This window comes from Methylobacterium sp. BI1, assembly GCF_056680125.1.
In genome coordinates this window covers 192985-212212 of record NZ_CM155267.1, presented here as the reverse complement: position 1 = coordinate 212212, position 19228 = coordinate 192985, and the positions used below count along the sequence as shown (strand labels likewise).

Genomic DNA, 19228 nt, shown 5'->3' with positions numbered 1-19228 from the left:
TGTGAGTCCTGCTCAACGAAACTTGGTATCAGCTTAAGGCGACAACATCCCAACTATGCCCCAAAGCAACGCCGGGAGCAGAAGCCAGCCACACCATCAATCGAGATAGCATTTTTGAAGCTGGAAGCGCTGCTACGCAAAGCTGCGGAGCGAACCGTCACGGATCTAAGGGTCGCTATTCGAATTCTCGTCGACACCGTCGTGCCAGCTGAGTGCCGCAACTATCTCGTCGCTGCAGGTTGCGATGCCTAAGACCCAGCCTGACCAGCAGCACATCTAGTATAATACCAAGCAAAGTTTTTATTTGGTTTCTATTGAAATTCCATAACGTTTTGTATTGATTCCCTCGCGAATAACACACGCTGGATTTGCTGTTAATATCAAGTGCGGAGCAGCATCTACAGTTACAACAGAAGCGGAATTGACCTCTCAGTGGTTGCTAATTGTTACACCTGGCATGATAAAACTGCGCGCTCCAATAAGGCAATTTGATCCAATACGAGTTTGGGCTCTCTTGCGTCTTATCATATCGTGGGTCAATATGGCCGCGCCAAATGCCACGTTAGTGTACTCGCCTATGTGAAGACCGCTTAGGAAGGTTTTGTCTAGATTGAAACTTAACAATAATCTTGCTGTTGGATGAATATTCATCTTCCAAAATTTGTTATAACAATATATTCTAATCTTTATTGGAATCCTTTAAATCCAAATAATACGATTGAGATTAGGCATACCCACTCCAGCAATGCGTCGCAGACAGTCACAAATTATCACACAGCGAACAACGTGCCTGCCTATTACCGATTAGGAGCTCGCTTTTCCGTATACTCTTAAAACAGAATTTTCAAGCATTGATCGCCTTGCGTGCCACACCCTGACTATATTTCCGACTGAACAATGGACACGCAATACGCATTGTTTTAGTTCAGGCTCAACCAAGCCAGCGCAACCTTCGCAAGCAGTCATTGTTAATTCTGATCTCAAAGAGAGCCGCCGGCTCGATTACTAAAATGGAGACTTTAAGCTTGGTATTGGCGTTGCCCCCCCAACATCGAGCGGCAGATTGCTTGGCCGCACACTGGGGTCTGCTAAGTTCATAGTCCTGCGATCTAATTGCTGTGACGCACTCTCAGGTGTAGCGATATACCTCGGCGAAGGAGCGTAGGAGCCTGCAAAGCCTACGCGCGTGTCTACGTCTCCCCGTAACCGAACAGTATCATGTATCAGCTGAGCTGTCACAGGCTGACCGTTGTTCCCGCAATCGCGCGCGGCCATTCCAAGTCCTCGTCCGATAAAATGCCTTTGTATTGGAACGCTAGTCTTAAGCAAATTGAATATAAGAAATAGTGTCCCTGCTGGATCAGCGCCGACGATGTTTCGCACTAGGTTCGACATGTCATTCCCACCACGAGGGAACCGCTCAATGATGCTGACCGGACGTCCCTTAAACGAGTCGACTAAGGGCTGGACCTCCGCGAGGGAGCGTCGGGTACAAACAGCAGAGACTGCGCTCGAAAGCCCTGAAAAAAGAAATGATAATGATATAAACATAGTAACAATCTTCGATTTCATTGGTATTCCTTGATTCGTTAGATCTTTCTCGGGCCATATATTAAATACATGAATAAATCTGCAAATGATAGAAAAATAGGTGACAAATGACCGACAGCAATTTTGCGCAACTTAGTTGTTGGTAGACACCGAAGCTAGCACTACTTTGGCAGAAATGCATTTTGACCTAAACGCCTAGCATAAAAAGGAATGTTGTCTGTGTCAGCTGCAATCTCAAGTACCTCAGGTCAGTTGAGTCTGATGCCTATTTTACCTGAAGGATGGGCTATCAGGGCTCTTCAGGCGAGACTGTCAAAGTAGTGCTAGCATGCTTGGCACCGGGGTAGGTCGTGCAAATGAATTAGCGGCCCAGCGAAACGACGCTAAGTCTGAAGCTTTCAGCGAGCACCGCCCTATGGCGGGGCAATCACATGGAAGTATCTGTGTGCGCTGTCCGTTCAAGACAGTTTTTGAGATTTGCCAAAGGTTCATAGCGGGTTCAAAGTGACTAGCCTCCGGACGAAGCCGACGAGTTGACTCCGGCGCTCCAGCATGTCGTTCGTGACGAGAGCGGGCTCAAGATCCCGGGACAGCAGCGATCGAAGTTCCTCCTCGGTTTCAGCGGCGTGGATGCCGACACGCGAGCGGAGCTGGGAGACGGTCGCAAGCTGGTGATCGTTCCGATGCTCGCCGAGCGCCGCTTTCCGCGGAACGATGATGATGGGCTTGCGATACTTATACGCCTTCAACACCGTGCCCATGCCAGCGTGCGCGACGAGGACGTCGCACTTTTTCACATAGTCATCGAATTCGATTGGCGAGTAGTTGGCTGCCGCCTGAATATTCCGACACGTGTAAGTTCCCACCCCTGTTTGAGCCATTACCGGCTTTCCAAGGTCCGAAGCGATGTCGTCCATCATCTTGATCAGACGGTCGAACGGCAGCTGGGTGCCGACTGTTACGATAATCACAGCAGCTCACCGCGATAGAAGGGACCCTTCGGCGTGGCCAAGTGTTTCCACTGCGTCAGCCATTCGTGCACGATGTAGCCTGCGATCTTTCCCGACATGGAAAGCTTCTCGACATTGGCGAAGCTGTCGATCCAGATCGTCTTGGCGCCGGTCAAGCGGCCGAGGACAAGACAGATCAGCCCAGGCGCCGCTCCGGTGGAGATGATGACGTTGGGCCGGACGTTCCGGATGATCTTGATGCACTGCCAAACGCAGGTGAGCGTATCGCCGGGACGATTCCGATTGCAGTCCTTGACCACGAATCCCTGGCGATTGGCCTGCTTGAGCAGATCCTGCGTCGTGGTCACAAACACGGCGTCCATATCGTCGAACGCCTCCGCCACGATCTGCAATTGCTCCCAGTGACCGCCCATCGAGGCGACCGCCAAAACTTTCGTCACGATTTGCGTTCCTCTCAATCGTTGCCAAAGAGATCGCGTGTGTAGACCTTGGCTTCGACATCGACTAGATCCGACGACAGACGGTTGGCAACGATAATATCTGACATTGCTTTGAATTGGGCCAAATCATTGACCACAGGCGAGTTGAAGAACGTCTCGTCCGCCATGGCCGGCTCGTAGACGATGACGGCGATACCTTTCGCCTTGATACGTTTCATGACGCCCTGGACGGACGAGTCTCGGAAATTATCCGATCCATATTTCATCGTAAGACGATGGATCCCAACCGTCTTCGGCTTGCGCGCTAGAATATCGCTTGCGATGAAATCCTTGCGGGTCGAGTTCGCGTCGACAATCGCACGCATCAGGTTTTGCGGGACATTGGTATAATTGGCCAGCAGTTGCTTGGTGTCTTTCGGGAGGCAGTAGCCGCCGTAGCCGAACGACGGATTGTTGTAGTGGCCGCCGATCCGTGGATCCAGGCTGACCCCACCAATGATCTCGCGCGAATTCAGGCCGTGCTGGGCGGCGTACGTATCGAGTTCGTTGAAGAATGCCACGCGCATCGCAAGATAAGTATTCGAGAAGAGTTTGATTGCCTCAGCTTCGCTCGAATTCGTGAAGAGAACGTCGGCGTCCTTCTTGATCGCACCTTCGCCCAGCAATTCGGCGAATTTCTCCGCGCGCCTAGAATGCTCGCCAATAATGATGCGTGACGGATAGAGGTTGTCATAGAGCGCCCTGCCCTCCCGAAGAAACTCCGGAGAAAACATAATGTTGCTCGTGTTGAAACGTTCGCGGGCCGAGGCCGTGAAGCCGACCGGAACCGTGGACTTGATCACGATTGCGGCGTCCTTGTTGACGGCCAGTACATCGCTGATTGCTGAATCGACGTGCTGGGTGTCGAAGTAGTTGGTCTCTGGATTGTAGTTGGTTGGCGTCGCAATGATCACGTAATCGGCATTATTATAGGCTTCTGTTCGATCGCCAGTTGCTTTCAAGCCTAGGCTGCGATTCGCCAGATAGTCCTCGACCTCAGTGTCCACGATGGGGGAGGTCTTTTGATTCAACATTTCAACCTTGGATGGAACGACATCGAAGGCGACAACATCGTTGTGCTGAGCTAGGAGAATGGCATTTGAAATACCGACATATCCAAGACCCGCGACGGCCACCTTCATCAGGCTCACCTTCCAATTCGTTCCAGCAAGCGCGATCAATAGTTTATTGCGCCGCAATACTCAAGCGCGGGGCCTTCGGAGAGCGTCCTGCTCCCCTCTCATCACGCCTTCTCCCGGCAGTCTCGGCGTGAGGTGTTGCAGGGCGTAAGCAGGCGGACGAGGCACCGCGATCTGTTTCGCGAATGCCTCTTCGCGTACGGAGAGGCGGGTCCGCGCACAACAGCCACGCAGGCCATGCCGCATCCCGTTAGCGGGCGATCTGCAGGGTTGGAGGCAGGCCTGATCGCGTGCGCGTTGCGCGTCGAAATGGAATGCTCTGCCTCGTCGCTTCCGTGCGAGCCCCCTCGTCGCTGCGGTGGGGGCTTTGTCGGCAAATCGCGGACCGAATACCCTGGCTGGTCGGTGCCGCCCTGACGGCGCGAGGCGCGTATGCACGATGTCAGGAGTTGCACGGGCGGCGTCGCGGCCGATCCCATTCGGCATCGACCGCGAAGTTGAGGCCGGCGCCGCGCCCGTGTCTCCGTATCCGGCGGCTTTGCGCTTGGCCGACCGTCCCGGTTAGAGCATTTTCCACGATCCCTGACTCGTTGCGGCGAGGTGAGCGTTGATCCCTGAAGGTTTGTCAGGGAGATCGCCATGGCCCGTGCCTACAGTCACGATCTGCGTGTTCGCGTCCTGGACGCGGTGGAAGCAGGTCTGTCCCGCCGGGCCGCGGCCCTGCGCTATCGGGTCGGCGTCGCTACGGTGATCCGCTGGGCCGCGCATGCGACGATGACAGGAGAGACGCGGGCTCAGCGTCAGGGCCGTCCACCCGGCTCCAAGCTCGACGTGCATGAAGCCTTTCTGCTCGCCCTCACCGAAGAGAAGGACGACATCACGCTTGCCGAGATGCAGGAACGCCTGCGTACCGAGCGCAGCGTCTCGGTCGGATTGGGCACGCTGTGGCGTTTCTTCGCCTGCCGCGCGGTGACGTGGAAAAAAAGTCAGCGCACGCAACCGAGCAGGATCGCCCCGACGTGGCCGCATCCCGTGAGGCGTGGTTTGCCGCGCAGCCCGACCTCGATCCTGAGCGCCTGATCTTCATCGATGAGACGGGTCTCTCCACCCGCATGGCGCGCCTGCGCGGTCGCTGTGCTCGCGGTCAGCGCCTGCGCTCGGGCATCCCGCATGGCCATTGGCTCACGACGACGTTCGTTGCGGGCTTGCGCCTGTCGGGGATGAGCGCGCCCATGGTGCTCGACGGACCGATGACGCGGGAGTGGTTCTTAGGCTGACGTCGAGCAGGTGCTCGCCCCAACCCTCAGGCCCGGCGATACTGTCATCCTCGACAACCTCCCCGCCCACAAGGGCACAGCGATCCAGGCCGCCATCGAGGCCAGCGGCGCACGGCTTCGCTTCCTGCCGCCGTACTCGCCCGACTTTAATCCGATTGAGATGGCCTTCGCCAAACTCAAGGCGCTGCTGCGCAAAGCGGCCGAGCGCACGGTCGATCGGCTCTGGACTGTCGTCGGCGATCTGCTCAACGCCTTCACACCAACCGAGTGCGCAAACTACTTCGCTGCCGCCGGATACGATCCGGAAGAGTGGAAAACGCTCTAGCCCGGTTCGGAGCTGGCCGGTCCGGATCCCACTGCCGGAGCGCACCGGCACCCCGCGCGGCCTCTCCGCCAGGCCTGCACGCTGACGGACGGGGTTCGGGCCGCGCCGGCCACCCGGACTGCCTGCAGCGGAGCCGAGGACTCCGGACGCGTTCGGGGCGGGGCGACGGCTCCCGGCCCACTACTCCATGGTGGGCATGACGAAGTCGGCGCCGGCGCGGATGCCGGTGGGCCAGCGCGTGGTGATGGTCTTCAGGCGCGTGTAGAAGCGCACGCCCTCGGGGCCGTGCATGTGGTGGTCTCCGAACAGCGAGGCCTTCCAGCCGCCGAAGGAGTGGAACGCCATCGGCACCGGGATCGGCACGTTGATGCCCACCATGCCGACCTCGATCCCGTGCGCGAACTCGCGCGCGGCATCCCCGTCCCGGGTGAAGATCGCCGTGCCGTTGCCGAACTCGTGCGTGTTGATCAGGCGTGCGGCCGTGGCGTAGTCCGGAGCCCGGGTGATCGCCAGGACGGGGCCGAAGATCTCCTCCCGGTAGATCGACATTTCCGGGGTCACCCGGTCGAACAGGGTGCCGCCGAGGAAGTAGCCGCCCTCGTAACCCTGCAGGCTCAGGCCGCGCCCGTCCACGAGGAGCTCGGCGCCCTCGGCCACGCCGGCATCGATGTAGCCGCTGACCTTGTCACGGTGGACCTGCGTCACGAGGGGGCCCATCTCCGAATCGGGATCGGTGCCGGGCCCGACCTTGAGGGCCCGTACCTTCGGGATCAGTCGGGCCACCAGGGCGTCGGCGGTCTTCTCGCCCACGGGGACGGCCACCGAGATCGCCATGCAGCGCTCGCCGGCCGAGCCGTACGCCGCGCCCATCAGCGCATCCACCGCCTGGTCCATGTCGGCGTCCGGCATGACGATCATGTGGTTCTTGGCGCCGCCCAGGCACTGGGCGCGTTTCCCGTTCGTGGTGGCAGTGGCGTAGATGTATCGGGCGATCGGGGTCGAGCCGACGAAGCTGACGGCCGCGATGTCGGGGTGATGCAGCAGGGCGTCCACCGCCTCCTTGTCGCCCTGGACCACGTTGAACACGCCGTCGGGCAGGCCCGCCTCCTGGAGCCAGGCCGCCACCAGCAGGGCGGGCGAGGGGTCGCGCTCGGAGGGCTTCAGGACGAAGCAGTTGCCGCAGGCCAGTGCCACCGGGAACATCCACATCGGCACCATGACGGGGAAGTTGAACGGCGTGATGCCGGCCACCACGCCGAGGGGCTGGCGCAGGGAATGGCTGTCGACGCGGGTGCCGACGTTCTCGGTGACCTCGCCCTTAAGGAGCTGGGGGATGCCGGTGGCGAACTCCACCACCTCCAGCCCGCGCTGGATCTCGCCCTTGGCGTCGGACAGCACCTTGCCGTGCTCGGCGGTGATGAGGGCGGCGAGTTCGTCGGTGCGCGCCTCGGCGATGCGCAGGAAGGCGTTGAGGATGCGGGCGCGGCGCAAGGGGGGTGTCAGCGCCCAGCTGCGGGCGACCGCCTTGGCGGCGGCCACCGCGGTGTCGACGTCCGCTGCGCTGGCCAGGGCGACCCGGCCGGTCTCCTCGCCGGTGGCCGGGTTGAAGACCGGGGCGGAGCGCGTGGCCGTGCCGGCGGCGAGCCGTCCGCCGATGAAGTGAGAAATCGCGGTGGGCATTGAGGATCCTGACGGACGAGTGGCGAAAAGCGTTCAGGCGGCGCGGGCGATGGCGTCGCCGAGGATCGACGCCATGGTGTCGATCTGGTCGCGCTCGACGATGAGCGGCGGCGACAGGGCGATGATGTCGCCGGTGACCCGGATGAGCAGGCCGCGTTCGAAGCAGTCGACGAAGACGTCGTAGGCCCGTGCGCCGGGCGCGCCCGGTCGCGGAGCCAGCTCGATGCCGGCGACGAGGCCGATGGTGCGGATGTCGATGACGTGCTGCGCGCCCCGCAGGTCGTGCATGGCGCCCGCCCAGTCCTCGGCTAGGTCCGCCCCGCGGGTGAGCAGGCCTTCCTGGGCGTAGATGTCGAGGGTGGCGAGGCCCGCCGCGCAGGCCACCGGGTGGCCCGAATAGGTGTAGCCGTGGAACAGCTCGATCACCGCCTCGGGACCGTGCATCAGTGCATCGTGGACGCGCCGCGCGCAGAAGACCGCACCCATCGGCAGGGTGCCGTTGGTGAGGCCCTTGGCGGTGGTGACGAGGTCCGGGACCACGCCGAAATAATCGGTGGCGAAGGGCGTGCCGAGGCGGCCGAACCCGGTGATGACCTCGTCGAAGATCAGCAGGATGCCGTGCCGGTCGCAGATCGCGCGCAGGCGCTCGAGGTAGCCCGTCGGCGGCAGCAGGACGCCGGTGGAGCCGGCCACCGGCTCGACGATGCATGCCGCGATGGTCTCGGCCCCGTGCAGGGCGACCAGGCGCTCGAGATCGTCGGCGAGCTCCGCCCCGTGCGCGGGAAGGCCCTTGGAGAACGCATTGCGCTCGGGGTCGTGCGTGTGGCGCAGATGGTCGATGCCCGGGAGCAGCGGGAAGACGCGGCGGTTGTTGACGAGACCGCCCACCGAGATGCCGCCGAAGCCGACGCCATGATAGCCGCGCTCGCGCCCGATCAGCTTGGTGCGCGTGCCCTGCCCGATGGCGCGCTGATAGGCGAGGGCGATCTTCAGGGCGGTGTCCACGGATTCGGAGCCGGAGCCAGTGAAGAACACCCGGTCGAGGCCGGCCTCGGGGCCGCCCGGCGCGATGGCGGCGAGGCGCTCGGCGAAGTCGAACGCCGCCGGATGGCCCATCTGGAACGAGGGCGCGAAGTCCAGGGTGGTGAGCTGGCGCTCGACGGCCGACGCGATGCCCTGGCGGCCATGCCCGGCATTCACGCACCAGAGGCCGGCGGTGCCGTCGAGGACGCTGCGTCCGTCGGTGGCCGTGTAGTGCATGCCCTGGGCCGCGGCGAGCAGGCGGGGCGCCGCCTTGAACTGCCGGTTGGCCGTGAACGGCATCCAGTAGGCGTCGAGCCCGGGGGCATTGGCGGCGTGGTGATGATCCATGGCGATCCTCCCGTGGGGACGTCTATGGACCCGGAGGAGGCGCCGATTGCGCGGAACGAACAAGTCCTTTTCTTTCCCGCGCGATCTCCTTGAAAAGACGGGGCAGCCGAGGGCAATGTCAGTGAATCCTGAACATCCCTAACAGGGCGGTCCGCCCGGGGGGCGACCCCGAGGGTTTCCGAGGGTTACGATGAGCATCGATCTCGGCGCGCGGCTGCGCACCATCCGCACCCTGCACGGCCTGTCGCAGCGGGCGCTCGCCAAGCGCACCGGCGTGCCGAACTCGACGATCTCGCTCATCGAATCGAACGGCGTGAACCCGTCGGTCGGTGCCCTGAAGCGCATCCTCGACGGCATTCCCATCGGCCTGTCCGAGTTCTTCTCCGTGGAGCCGGAGCGCCCGCGCAAGGCGTTCTACCGGGCCGACGAACTCACCGAGATCGGCAAGGGACCGATCTCCTACCGGCAGGTGGGCGACAACCTGTTCGGGCGCGGCCTGCAGCTGTTGAAGGAGCGCTACGAGCCCGGCGCGGATACCGGCCGGGTGCCCCTGGTCCACGAGGGCGAGGAGGGCGGCATCGTCCTGTCGGGCCGCCTGGAGGTGACGGTGGATGCCGAGCGCCGCATCCTCGGCCCCGGCGACGCCTATTCCTTCGAGAGCCGCCGCCCGCACCGCTTCCGCTGCGTCGGCCCGGTCGCCTGCGAGGTGGTCAGCGCCTGCACCCCGCCGACCTTCTGACGCGACCGGGATCGGGCGTGCGCGTGAACGGCGGGCGCTCTGGCCTCCCGCGCGCCATCTGGTATACCACGCTGAGACGCAGGTCCGGGAGAGCCGCATGACCATCCTGTTCAGCCACGATGCCGCCCTCGGGCACCGGACCCCGCACGGACATCCGGAGCGCCCGGAGCGGATGCAGGCGGTCAGGGAGGCCCTCGGGACGGAGGCCTTCGCGGCCCTCGACCGCCGGGCCCCGGAGGCGGCGAGCCTGGAGACCGTGGCGCTGGCCCATCCGGAGGAGTGGGTGCGGGCCATGGTGGCGGCGGCGCCCACCGAGGGCTTGGTCCACGTGGATTCCGACACAGTGCTGTCGCCCGGGACCATCGACTGCGTGTTGCGCGGCGTCGGCGCCGCGGTTCAGGGGGTCGACGCGGTGATGGCGGGCCAGGCCCGGAACGCCTTCTCGGCCATGCGTCCGCCGGGACACCATGCCGAGCGCACCCGCGCCATGGGCTTCTGTCTGTTCAACAACGCCGCGGTGGCCGCCCGCCACGCACGGACGGTGCACGGCGTCGACCGCGTCGCCATCGTCGATTGGGACGTGCACCACGGCAACGGCAGCCAGGACATCTTCTGGGCCGATCCCTCGGTGCTGTTCTGCTCGACCCACCAGATGCCGCTCTATCCCGGCACGGGTGCGGTCTCGGAATCCGGCGACCATGACACGATCGTCAACGCGCCCCTGAAGCCCGGCGCCGACGGCGAGCGCTTCCGCGAGGCGTTCACCGCGCGCATCCTGCCGCGCCTCAAGGATTTCCGGCCCGACCTGATCATCATCTCGGCGGGCTTCGATGCCCATTGGCGCGATCCCCTGGCCAACCTGATGCTGGAGGCGGAGGACTTCGCCTGGGCGACGCGCCAGGTGATGGAGATCGCGGCGCAGAGCTGCGACGGACGCATCGTCTCGCTGCTCGAGGGCGGCTACGACCTGAAGGGTCTCGCCGAATCCACGGCGGCACACGTCGCCGTCCTGATGGAGTCGTGAAGTGCCCGTGTCGTGACGCGCCAAAACCCACGACCGTAGCCCGGCCCGGGCTTTCCGCCGGGCGTGCCTGACCCACCTAAGGGACGATGCTGAACGATCGCCGCCTCGCGCGCCTGACGGCCCGTGCCCTCCAGACCTCTCATGGGCGCCCGGGCCAGGACCGTCCCGGGCTCCGCAAGATCGTCAGCTGGAACCTGCTGCGACGGGTCGGCGCGAATGTCGCCGGCATCGCGGCGCTGATCGAGCGCGAGCAGCCCGACCTCGTGCTGATGCAGGAGGCCACCAAGGATATCGAGGCTCTGCAGGCCAAGGTCGGGGGCCACTATGCCTGGGCCCAGATGCCCGGGCGCATCCACGGTCTCGCGGTCTGGAGCCCGACGCCCTTCACGACGGCACCGAAGGCGATCGAGCTTCCTGCCGGCGCGATGTTCGACCGGGTAAGCCAGGTGATCGATCTCGGCGAATTCGGCGTCGCCAACGTCCACCTCTCGCACGGGCAGATGCTCAACCGGCGGCAACTGCGCTGCATCGAGCAGAGCCTGCCGGACCGGGCCGCCGTGATCGGCGACTACAACCTGGTGGGGCCGACCCTCCTGCCTGGGTTCCGCGACGTGGGCCCGCGCCTGCCGACCCACGCCATGGCGCGGGTGGTGCCCCTGCGGCTCGACCGCTGCCTCGTGCGCGGGCTGACCTGCCACGGGCGCAGCGTGCTGCCGCGCGGGGCCTCGGATCACCGGCCGATCATCGTGCACCTGGCTCCCACGCACGAGTTCGTCCGGACGGAGACGGCGGAGCCGGAGCGCATCAAAGGTATGGCAGGAGTAATCGGACGCCTGCGTCGCGCAGCCGGACGGGGAGACCGCGCCGGGACAGGTGCTCGCGCGTCAGCCGGACGCTCATCTTCTCCTGCATGAACGCGTCGAGGTGCCGGGCGAGCCCGGAATCATAGACCTCGACGTTCAGCTCGAAATTCAGGCGGAAGCTGCGGGTGTCCCAATTGGCGCTGCCGATGAAGCACCAGACATCGTCGATCACGAGGAGCTTGGCGTGGTCGAAGGGCGGGTCGTCGAGCCAGATCCGGACGTCGCTGCGCAGAAGCGGATCCACATGGGCCCGGGTCGCCCAGTCGACCACCGCGTGGTCGCTGTCCAAGGGGATGATGACGTCCACCGTCAGGCCGCGCAGGGCCGCCAGCGACAGGGCGCTCACCAGCACCTCGCTCGGCAGGAAGTAGGGCGTCATGAGGCGGATGCTGGTCCGGGCGCAGGTGATCGCCTCGAGCACCACGAGCTCGATCTTGCGCAGGTCCGCGTCCGGCCCCGAACTGACGACGCGGGCCTGCGTCTCGCCCCGCGCGGCGAGGGGCGGAAACCAGGCGGGGCCGTCCAGTTCCTGGTCCATCACGAAGGCCCAGTCGCTGGCGAAGGCCGCCGTGAGCTGGATCACGACCGGCCCCTCGATGCGGAAATGGACGTCGCGCACCGGATCCGGCGGATGGGTCGCCACCCGGTTCTCGTCGGCGATGTTGATGCCGCCCGTGAAGGCGGTTGTCCCGTCGAGGATGAGCAGCTTCTTGTGGGTGCGCAGGTTCAGGAATGGCATCCGCCAGGGCAGGACGGAGTGCATGAACCGGCCGACCGGGACGCCCCGACGCCGCAGGCCGCCATAGACCGAGGCGAAGAAGTAGCCGCTGCCGATGCCGTCCACGAGGACCCGAACGGCGACCCCCCGGTGATGGGCATCCTCCAGCGCGTCGAGGAACGCCCGGCCGATCTCATCCTTGCGGAAGATGTAGCTCGACAGGGCGACGGAGTGCCGGGCCTCCCGGATGGCCGCCAGCATCGCCGGATAGACCGCATCGCCGTTGCGCAGCGGCTCGATGCGATTGCCAGCCTCCAGGGGGAGGTTGGTGATGCGCCGGACCGCCAGGTCGAGGGGCTGGAACCGCTCCGGCAGGATGGGCGCCGCCGCCGCACCACCCGCGTGCCGCGGGCTCGCCTGAGAGGGCTTGATGCCGAGCTTCTGCGCCCGCCGGGTGACCCGGTTGACCCCGAACAGGGCATAGAGCGCACTGCCGAACAGGGGCGCCAGCCAGACCAGGCCGATCCAGCCGATGGCCGCCCCGACCTCCCGCTTGCGCAGGAGGACGTGGATGCTGACGAGGCCCGAGAGGATCGCGCCGAGGACCCAGAAGACCTCGGTCCGGATCGACGTCAGGGCGCCGATCCATGAGAGCAATGCCTGTTCCAACGCCGGTCCCGCTTCGCGATTCCCGGGGGCATACGTCAGGGTAGGCCGGAACACCAAATGCAAACGCAAATTTCGAGGCGTCGTCCCTTCGCCAGCTTGAGGAGGTTGTGGGCGGTGCAGATCAGCCCCCATTCGCCCCGGACCTGATCGAGCCCGCGGAGTAGGAACTGCCGGAAGCCCCGGGCCTGCTTGATCTGCCCGAACACGGGCTCGACCACCTGCTTCTTAGGCGATACCGGCTGCGGCGGTCAGCTCGCTTAAAGCGGGCCGCCATCACGCTCATCAACGACATCTTCGTCAGCTTCCGACGGCCGGCCGCGTCCGCCTCGCCGTGGCGTACTCGCCCCGGAGCCAGATAGGCCGTGATCTGTCGCTGCTTCATGGCACCTAGGTTCGCTTCGTTGGCAGAGCCAGCATTGGACTTGCTCCGGAAAAGTGGAGAGCTCTTTTTCCTGAAGGAGGAGGGTTTCCAAGGCAGTCGGGAAGCAGACCTTTACCCCTGAGTTTCGTGCCGAGGCGGTGCGGCTGGCCCAGACGAGCGGGCGGTTCCGCCGGGAGGTCGCCGCCGATCTCGGCGTCGGGCTCTCGACGCTGCGCAACGGGATCGACGGCCGACGTGAGCGCGAGATGGACCACCCGCCGGCCGACCGACAGGAGGACATGGCCGCTGAGCTCAAGCGCCTGCGCCGTGAGAACGAGGTGCTGCGCCAGGAACGGGAGATCCTGAAGCGGGCCACGGCTTTTTTCGCCAAGGAGGGAAGTCGATGAGGTTCCACCTCGTCGACGCGGCGAAAAGGGACTTCCCGGTCGCGCGCCTGTGCAACATTCTCGACGTCAGTCCGAGCGGCTATTTTGCCTGGAAGAGTCGTCCAGCCTCGACGCGCCAGCGCGAGGATCTCGTGCTGCTCACCCATGTCCGGTCCGCCTTCATGCTCTCGCACGAGACCTACGGAAGCCCGCGCATGACCCACGAACTGCGCGAGCAGGGCTTGGCGGCCGGCCGGCGGCGCGTGGCCCGGCTGATGCGGGAGAACGGGCTCAAGGCCCGCCAGCCGCGCCGCTTCCAACGCACGACGGACAGCGGCCACGCCTTCCCGATCGCGCCCAACCACCTCGACCAGGACTTCACGGCACCCGGACCGGATCGGAAGTGGGGCGCGGACATTTCCTACATCTGGACGCGGGAGGGCTGGCTGTATCTGGCGGTGGTTCTCGACCTGTACTCCCGACGCGTCGTGGGTTGGGCGGCGGGCGACCGTCTTCACAAGGAACTGGCATTGACTGCGCTGCGACGTGCCCTTGTCGTCCGACAGCCCGGACCAGGTTTATTGCATCATTCCGACCGCGGCAGTCAGTACTGTGCGAACGAGTATCAGGCGGAGCTACGCAGACATGGCATCGTGACTTCGATGTCCGGCAAGGGAAATTGCTATGACAACGCGATGGTCGAGACGTTCTTCAAGACGCTGAAAAGCGAACGGGTCTGGCGCACCGCGTTCCAGACGCGAGCCGAGGCCATCGACGCGCTGGCCCGTTACATCGATGGCTTCTACAATCCCCGACGCCGTCACTCGGCGCTTGGCTTCACCAGCCCCACACTATTCGAAAGGGGTATCGCCCACCAAACCGCTCTCCATTAAACCGGTGCAAGTCCAATCCACGACGGTCAGTATCCGGAACGGACGTCCGTTAAAGAGGCGGTCGGATACAAAGTCCATCGCCCAGACCTTGTTGGGTCCACCGATTGCCGGTCGCGCTTGGCGATAGAGCCGAGCGCGCTTATGCTTAGGCAGCTTTGACTGGATCGTGGAGTGGGCCCCTGACGGCGGGCACGATTAGGCGGCGGTTTTGGGCTCCGACGCACTTTCGCTGATAATTTAGCAGGCGAAGCCTATCCGCCGAGCTTGAAGCAGCTCGATCTTGCCGCTGCCGTACATCTGGCGCTCTACCAGCTTGAGGTTCGTGATCTGCCCCCCTGGATGTGGTTCTTCAATCGCACCCTTTGGCGGATCAGCTGGGTGCGCCGTGCGATCTGCCGCCGGAGGGCGAGGGTCGCCTCGTCCGGAACCCACACCTCTGGCAGGAAGCCGGTCGCGTAGAACTTGGCCAGCACCGCCGCATCAATCGCGTCGGTCTTGATCTTCGCATGCGCGATCAGCCTCACCTGTTTGGGATTGGCGATGACCACGCGGTCGACGTAAGGCGCAAGCACCTCGACGACGGCTGCAGCGTTGCCGGTCGCCTCGACGACGACATGATCGTCGTACGTGAGCTCCGTCCTGGCAAACGCCTCGAGGCGTTCGCGTAGCATGGGAATGCGGCCGAGCTTCACCAACTTTCTATCGAGAAGCGCCACAACCTCGGCCGATACCCGATGAATGTCCATGCCGATGATCCGCATAGCCTCCTCCTTAGTCCAACAAGGTTGAGGGAGCTGGGGGGCAACACGACAATTACGGATCCGCGCTCGCAGCGCATCCGGGCTCGTTGCAGGGGCGGCCAGATAACGACCTCGAGCTCGCAGCTCATGTCAGTGCGACGGCCTGCCCGCACTCTCCGTGCTCCCGGTGCCTCATAGTCCGGATCAGCAGAAGCTAGCGGCTTCAACTAATCTCAGGAACGGTGCACCGCCACGCATCATGCCGGATAACGCCTACGTCGAGTCGTTCAACGGCCGTCTACGGGCGGAGTGCTTGATCGCCTCTTGGTTCCTGTCGCTAGCTGATGCCCGTGAGCGCATCGAGGACTGGATGTGCCACGACAACAGTGACAGACCTCATACGGCCCTGGGCGGCTTGACGCCCCGAGCCTTTGCCAACCAAGCTGTCACAGCCCAAGATCTTGCGTAGGTCGCGGACCACAAATTAGGTCAAATCTAAGATCGACGATGCACTGATTTTGTAAAGGGACTGCTTATCGGGGTCATACCAGGTAAGCTACGGCCCGTCTGTGCAGCTACGCCGGCCCAAACGGTCCACCGATCCGCTCCAGCACCTCGTCAACGCTTCGCGCCCACATTGCGGACATCGATTGAATATTTATTAATCCGACATCCCATTTCACATTCTATGGCGCGGCATTTTGTCTCAGACTAAAAATTACCTATTGCTTTACGATTCGTTGCAGTGACATTGCGGACTGCTACAGAACTTCATCAACTACATGAATAACGAATTCTTGTAGCTGACCGCGGAGATTGAAATGGCGAACCTAAAAATAAACGTTTCTTATTCTGGCACGTTGGATAGCGATACTTTTAATGTAAACGACTACGATCTACCTAATATTGGCCCGTACGATTTAAATGTGAACGTGTTGGGCAACAACGGTGATGATCGGGTTGTATTCAACTTAGGCGCTTACGCAGTCAACTCGGGGACGGTATACGGATTTTTTTCCGGCGGCGCTGGAACGGATACTTTAGAGTTGGACTTCGCTGGCGCAAGCTCCGTCCTTAGCAAGATCGATGCTGATGGTTCGGTCCGCTACTCCTTCCTGAAAGAAGATGGTACAAATTCATTGAAGGGAGGATTTACCGCGGATACGAGTGTGGAACGGCTTGTAATCAAAGGAAGTGAAGGAGCGGATACATTCCACGGCGGCGCCGGAGCTGATTATTTTGACGGTAGAGGCGGGGGCGATACATTTTTCGGCTCCGCAGGGAACGACTCATATGTCTTTTCGTCGGCGAGTGACCGGGTGACCGACGAAGTTACGGGTGGCGGCACTGATACGATATTCTCGAGTGTTACTGTTGATCTTCGCCAGCAAACAGCAGTAGAGAATCTTCGGCTGAGCGGGACAGCGGAAATCAATGCAACCGGCAATGACTTTGCAAATCTGATAACCGGAAACAGCGCGGCTAATGTCGTAGCCGGCGGCAAAGGAATCGACAGTCTGTATGGAAAAGGCGGAGCAGATTCATTCTATTTCGCGGAATCCGGGACGGCGAATAAGGATAGCATTTGGGATTTCGATTCCGATGATCGGATACTGCTGAGCAAAGAGATATTCTCCGGGTTGAACGTTGACTCTGATGGATCGGTAGCAACGTCATCGTTCTCCCTCAACGTTGCAAAGGGGGCTGGAGCTCAGATTATTTATAATCAGAACACCGGGGTTCTTTCCTTTGACTCAGATGGAACTGGAGCTCAGGCTAGTCAAGATATTGTATTCGTCGGCAAGAAGCTTGCGTTTTTTGATCACAGCGACGTATTTATCGTCTAAGGTCTTCGGATTGAATTGAAATCTTTCAGGGGCAGGCGCTCGGTCTGCCCCTTTTTCCATAGCCGTAAAAGTTGTTCTGAGACACCGAGGTATAAAAATAAAATCTATACAAGTTCTGAGGCGATTTATAAGTAGACCAGCGTGCCACCCTAGAACTTCATTCGGTCAAGCTGGACAAAGGCATCGTATCCAGTAGTTATCAGGTCGTTGCGGCATTCGTTCAGTGTAAAGCTCCCAAAAGCCTGTTTAAGCGTGTCGCAGAGGTTCACAATCGTGCGGGCGCCCTGGGCTCGCAAACGAGCCTTTAGATGTTCGGTCCCACTGTGTGGTGGTACGATTGATGCCGCCTTGAGGGACGCGCTATGGGACAGGTTCTTCACGGCAGCGTCACGACGACTGAGACGGTCCGTCGAGCAATCCAAGCTCGTCAAGAGAGCGTGAGGGCCGCCGCCAAGCGCTACGGCGTCAGCGCCACGACGGTGCAGAAGTGGCGCTCACGCCAGACCAGCACCGATGCTCGGATGGGACCGAAGGAGCCCCGATCCAGCGTACTTAGCTTGGAGGACGAGGCGGTCATCGTCGCTTTCCGCCGGCACACTCTGCTGCAGCTGGACGACTGCCTCTACGCGCTGCAACCGAGCCTGCCGCATCTGACCCGCTCGTCGCTTCATCGCTGTCTGCAGCGTCACGGCATCAGTCGCCTGCCGGACGTCGAGGGCGACAAGCCGAAGCGTTCGAAGTTCAAGGCCTACCCGATCGGCTACTTCCACATCGACATCGCGCAGGTCAGCACCGAACAAGGCAAGCTACACCTGTTCGTGGCCATCGACCGCACCAGCAAGTTCGCCTTCGTCCAACTGCATGAGAAGGCGACGCAACGGATCGCTGCAGCCTTTCTACATGATCTGATCGCGGCGGTGCCTTACATGATCCACACGGTGCTCACGGATAACGGCATCCAGTTTACCGACAACTGGACTTGCACCGGTTTAATGGAGAGCGGTTTGGTGGGCGATACCCCTTTCGAATAGTGTGGGGCTGGTGAAGCCAAGCGCCGAGTGACGGCGTCGGGGATTGTAGAAGCCATCGATGTAACGGGCCAGCGCGTCGATGGCCTCGGCTCGCGTCTGGAACGCGGTGCGCCAGACCCGTTCGCTTTTCAGCGTCTTGAAGAACGTCTCGACCATCGCGTTGTCATAGCAATTTCCCTTGCCGGACATCGAAGTCACGATGCCATGTCTGCGTAGCTCCGCCTGATACTCGTTCGCACAGTACTGACTGCCGCGGTCGGAATGATGCAATAAACCTGGTCCGGGCTGTCGGACGACAAGGGCACGTCGCAGCGCAGTCAATGCCAGTTCCTTGTGAAGACGGTCGCCCGCCGCCCAACCCACGACGCGTCGGGAGTACAGGTCGAGAACCACCGCCAGATACAGCCAGCCCTCCCGCGTCCAGATGTAGGAAATGTCCGCGCCCCACTTCCGATCCGGTCCGGGTGCCGTGAAGTCCTGGTCGAGGTGGTTGGGCGCGATCGGGAAGGCGTGGCCGCTGTCCGTCGTGCGTTGGAAGCGGCGCGGCTGGCGGGCCTTGAGCCCGTTCTCCCGCATCAGCCGGGCCACGCGCCGCCGGCCGGCCGCCAAGCCCTGCTCGCGCAGTTCGTGGGTCATGCGCGGGCTTCCGTAGGTCTCGTGCGAGAGCATGAAGGCGGACCGGACATGGGTGAGCAGCACGAGATCCTCGCGCTGGCGCGTCGAGGCTGGACGACTCTTCCAGGCAAAATAGCCGCTCGGACTGACGTCGAGAATGTTGCACAGGCGCGCGACCGGGAAGTCCCTTTTCGCCGCGTCGACGAGGTGGAACCTCATCGACTTCCCTCCTTGGCGAAAAAAGCCGTGGCCCGCTTCAGGATCTCCCGTTCCTGGCGCAGCACCTCGTTCTCACGGCGCAGGCGCTTGAGCTCAGCGGCCATGTCCTCCTGTCGGTCGGCCGGCGGGTGGTCCATCTCGCGCTCACGTCGGCCGTCGATCCCGTTGCGCAGCGTCGAGAGCCCGACGCCGAGATCGGCGGCGACCTCCCGGCGGGACCGCCCGCTCGTCTGGGCCAGCCGCACCGCCTCGGCACGAAACTCAGGGGTAAAGGTCTGCTTCCCGACTGCCTTGGAAACCCTCCTCCTTCAGGAAAAAGAGCTCTCCACT

At 62.4% G+C, this 19228-nt stretch carries 12 protein-coding genes and 7 pseudogenes; 9 read left to right on the top strand and 10 right to left on the bottom strand.

Translation table 11 applies throughout. From position 1 onward, the window contains the following. Window positions 1–99: 99 nt before the first annotated feature. Window positions 100–252, top strand: a pseudogene (locus tag AC1MGR_RS01040) (IS630 family transposase); the annotation flags it as partial. A 1787-nt stretch (window positions 253–2039) separates the two neighbouring features. Here AC1MGR_RS01040 and AC1MGR_RS01035 read toward each other — a convergent pair. Genes AC1MGR_RS01035 through AC1MGR_RS01025 form a run of 3 tightly spaced genes read right to left on the bottom strand, consistent with a single transcriptional unit; the run spans window position 2040 to window position 4143 of the window. Further along, window positions 2040–2522, bottom strand: a complete 483-nt coding sequence (locus AC1MGR_RS01035) for a glycosyltransferase (RefSeq protein WP_480233380.1) — start codon at window positions 2520–2522, stop codon at window positions 2040–2042. After that, on the bottom strand, window positions 2519–2962 hold the full coding sequence (locus AC1MGR_RS01030; RefSeq protein WP_480233379.1) for a glucuronosyltransferase: 444 nt from the start codon (window positions 2960–2962) through the stop codon (window positions 2519–2521). Before AC1MGR_RS01030 ends, AC1MGR_RS01035 begins: the two co-directional genes overlap by 4 nt. 14 nt (window positions 2963–2976) lie before the next feature. Next, window positions 2977–4143 (bottom strand): nucleotide sugar dehydrogenase, encoded by a 1167-nt coding sequence (locus AC1MGR_RS01025; protein WP_480234895.1) that lies wholly within the window; start codon window positions 4141–4143, stop codon window positions 2977–2979. A 636-nt stretch (window positions 4144–4779) separates the two neighbouring features. Between AC1MGR_RS01025 and AC1MGR_RS01020 the strand changes: the two are divergent. Further along, a pseudogene (locus AC1MGR_RS01020) lies at window positions 4780–5742 on the top strand (IS630 family transposase). Window positions 5743–5922: 180 nt separating this feature from the next. On the opposite strand, the gene AC1MGR_RS01015 reads toward AC1MGR_RS01020, so the two are convergent. Further along, on the bottom strand, window positions 5923–7422 hold the full coding sequence (locus AC1MGR_RS01015) for a CoA-acylating methylmalonate-semialdehyde dehydrogenase (RefSeq protein WP_480233378.1): 1500 nt from the start codon (window positions 7420–7422) through the stop codon (window positions 5923–5925). A 33-nt stretch (window positions 7423–7455) separates the two neighbouring features. Further along, window positions 7456–8793 carry an omega-aminotransferase AptA gene (gene aptA / locus AC1MGR_RS01010; RefSeq protein WP_108035578.1) on the bottom strand — a complete coding sequence of 446 codons (1338 nt, stop codon included), beginning with the start codon at window positions 8791–8793 and terminating at the stop codon, window positions 7456–7458. Window positions 8794–8983: 190 nt separating this feature from the next. Here aptA and AC1MGR_RS01005 point away from each other — a divergent pair, with 190 nt between their 5' ends. From AC1MGR_RS01005 to AC1MGR_RS00995, 3 genes are all read left to right on the top strand, one after another. Next, window positions 8984–9532 carry a cupin domain-containing protein gene (locus AC1MGR_RS01005; RefSeq protein ID WP_108035577.1) on the top strand — a complete coding sequence of 183 codons (549 nt, stop codon included), beginning with the start codon at window positions 8984–8986 and terminating at the stop codon, window positions 9530–9532. Between the two features lie 97 nt (window positions 9533–9629). Beyond that, window positions 9630–10556, top strand: coding sequence for a histone deacetylase family protein (locus AC1MGR_RS01000; protein WP_480233377.1), 927 nt, complete (start codon window positions 9630–9632; stop codon window positions 10554–10556). An 86-nt stretch (window positions 10557–10642) separates the two neighbouring features. Further along, window positions 10643–11470: an endonuclease/exonuclease/phosphatase family protein gene (locus tag AC1MGR_RS00995; RefSeq protein WP_108035575.1), complete on the top strand. Its 828-nt coding sequence runs from the start codon at window positions 10643–10645 to the stop codon at window positions 11468–11470. On the opposite strand, the gene AC1MGR_RS00990 is transcribed toward AC1MGR_RS00995, so the two are convergent. Continuing rightward, window positions 11361–12806 carry a phospholipase D-like domain-containing protein gene (locus AC1MGR_RS00990; RefSeq protein ID WP_480233376.1) on the bottom strand — a complete coding sequence of 482 codons (1446 nt, stop codon included), beginning with the start codon at window positions 12804–12806 and terminating at the stop codon, window positions 11361–11363. The genes AC1MGR_RS00995 and AC1MGR_RS00990 overlap by 110 nt on opposite strands. A gap of 35 nt (window positions 12807–12841) precedes the next feature. Then, window positions 12842–13224 (bottom strand): annotated as a pseudogene (locus AC1MGR_RS00985) (transposase); the annotation flags it as partial. A 101-nt stretch (window positions 13225–13325) separates the two neighbouring features. Between AC1MGR_RS00985 and AC1MGR_RS00980 the strand changes: the two are divergent. Next, window positions 13326–14446 (top strand): IS3 family transposase gene (locus tag AC1MGR_RS00980; protein ID WP_480233375.1). Its coding sequence is split into 2 segments (ribosomal slippage): window positions 13326–13545 and window positions 13545–14446, totalling 1122 coding nucleotides; the frame shifts between segments, so codons are not numbered across the junction. 15 nt (window positions 14447–14461) lie between these two features. On the opposite strand, the pseudogene AC1MGR_RS00975 reads toward AC1MGR_RS00980, so the two are convergent. Both AC1MGR_RS00975 and AC1MGR_RS00970 read right to left on the bottom strand, forming a co-directional pair. Next, window positions 14462–14614 (bottom strand): annotated as a pseudogene (locus AC1MGR_RS00975) (IS3 family transposase); the annotation flags it as partial. Between the two features lie 167 nt (window positions 14615–14781). After that, window positions 14782–15207: pseudogene (locus AC1MGR_RS00970) on the bottom strand (IS110 family transposase); the annotation flags it as partial. Between the two features lie 244 nt (window positions 15208–15451). Here AC1MGR_RS00970 and AC1MGR_RS00965 point away from each other — a divergent pair. From AC1MGR_RS00965 to AC1MGR_RS00955, 3 genes and pseudogenes are all read left to right on the top strand, one after another. Next, window positions 15452–15655: pseudogene (locus AC1MGR_RS00965) on the top strand (integrase core domain-containing protein); the annotation flags it as partial. Between the two features lie 352 nt (window positions 15656–16007). Beyond that, a complete protein-coding gene (locus AC1MGR_RS00960) occupies window positions 16008–17033 on the top strand; it encodes a calcium-binding protein (RefSeq protein WP_480233374.1) in 1026 nt (341 codons plus the stop codon). Between the two features lie 362 nt (window positions 17034–17395). Continuing rightward, window positions 17396–18004: pseudogene (locus tag AC1MGR_RS00955) on the top strand (DDE-type integrase/transposase/recombinase); the annotation flags it as partial. A gap of 18 nt (window positions 18005–18022) precedes the next feature. On the opposite strand, the gene AC1MGR_RS00950 reads toward AC1MGR_RS00955, so the two are convergent. Continuing rightward, a protein-coding gene (locus AC1MGR_RS00950; RefSeq protein WP_480233358.1) for an IS3 family transposase occupies window positions 18023–19143 on the bottom strand; the annotation gives its coding sequence in 2 pieces (ribosomal slippage) (window positions 18023–18924 and window positions 18924–19143; 1122 coding nt in all). Window positions 19144–19228 lie beyond the last annotated feature (85 nt).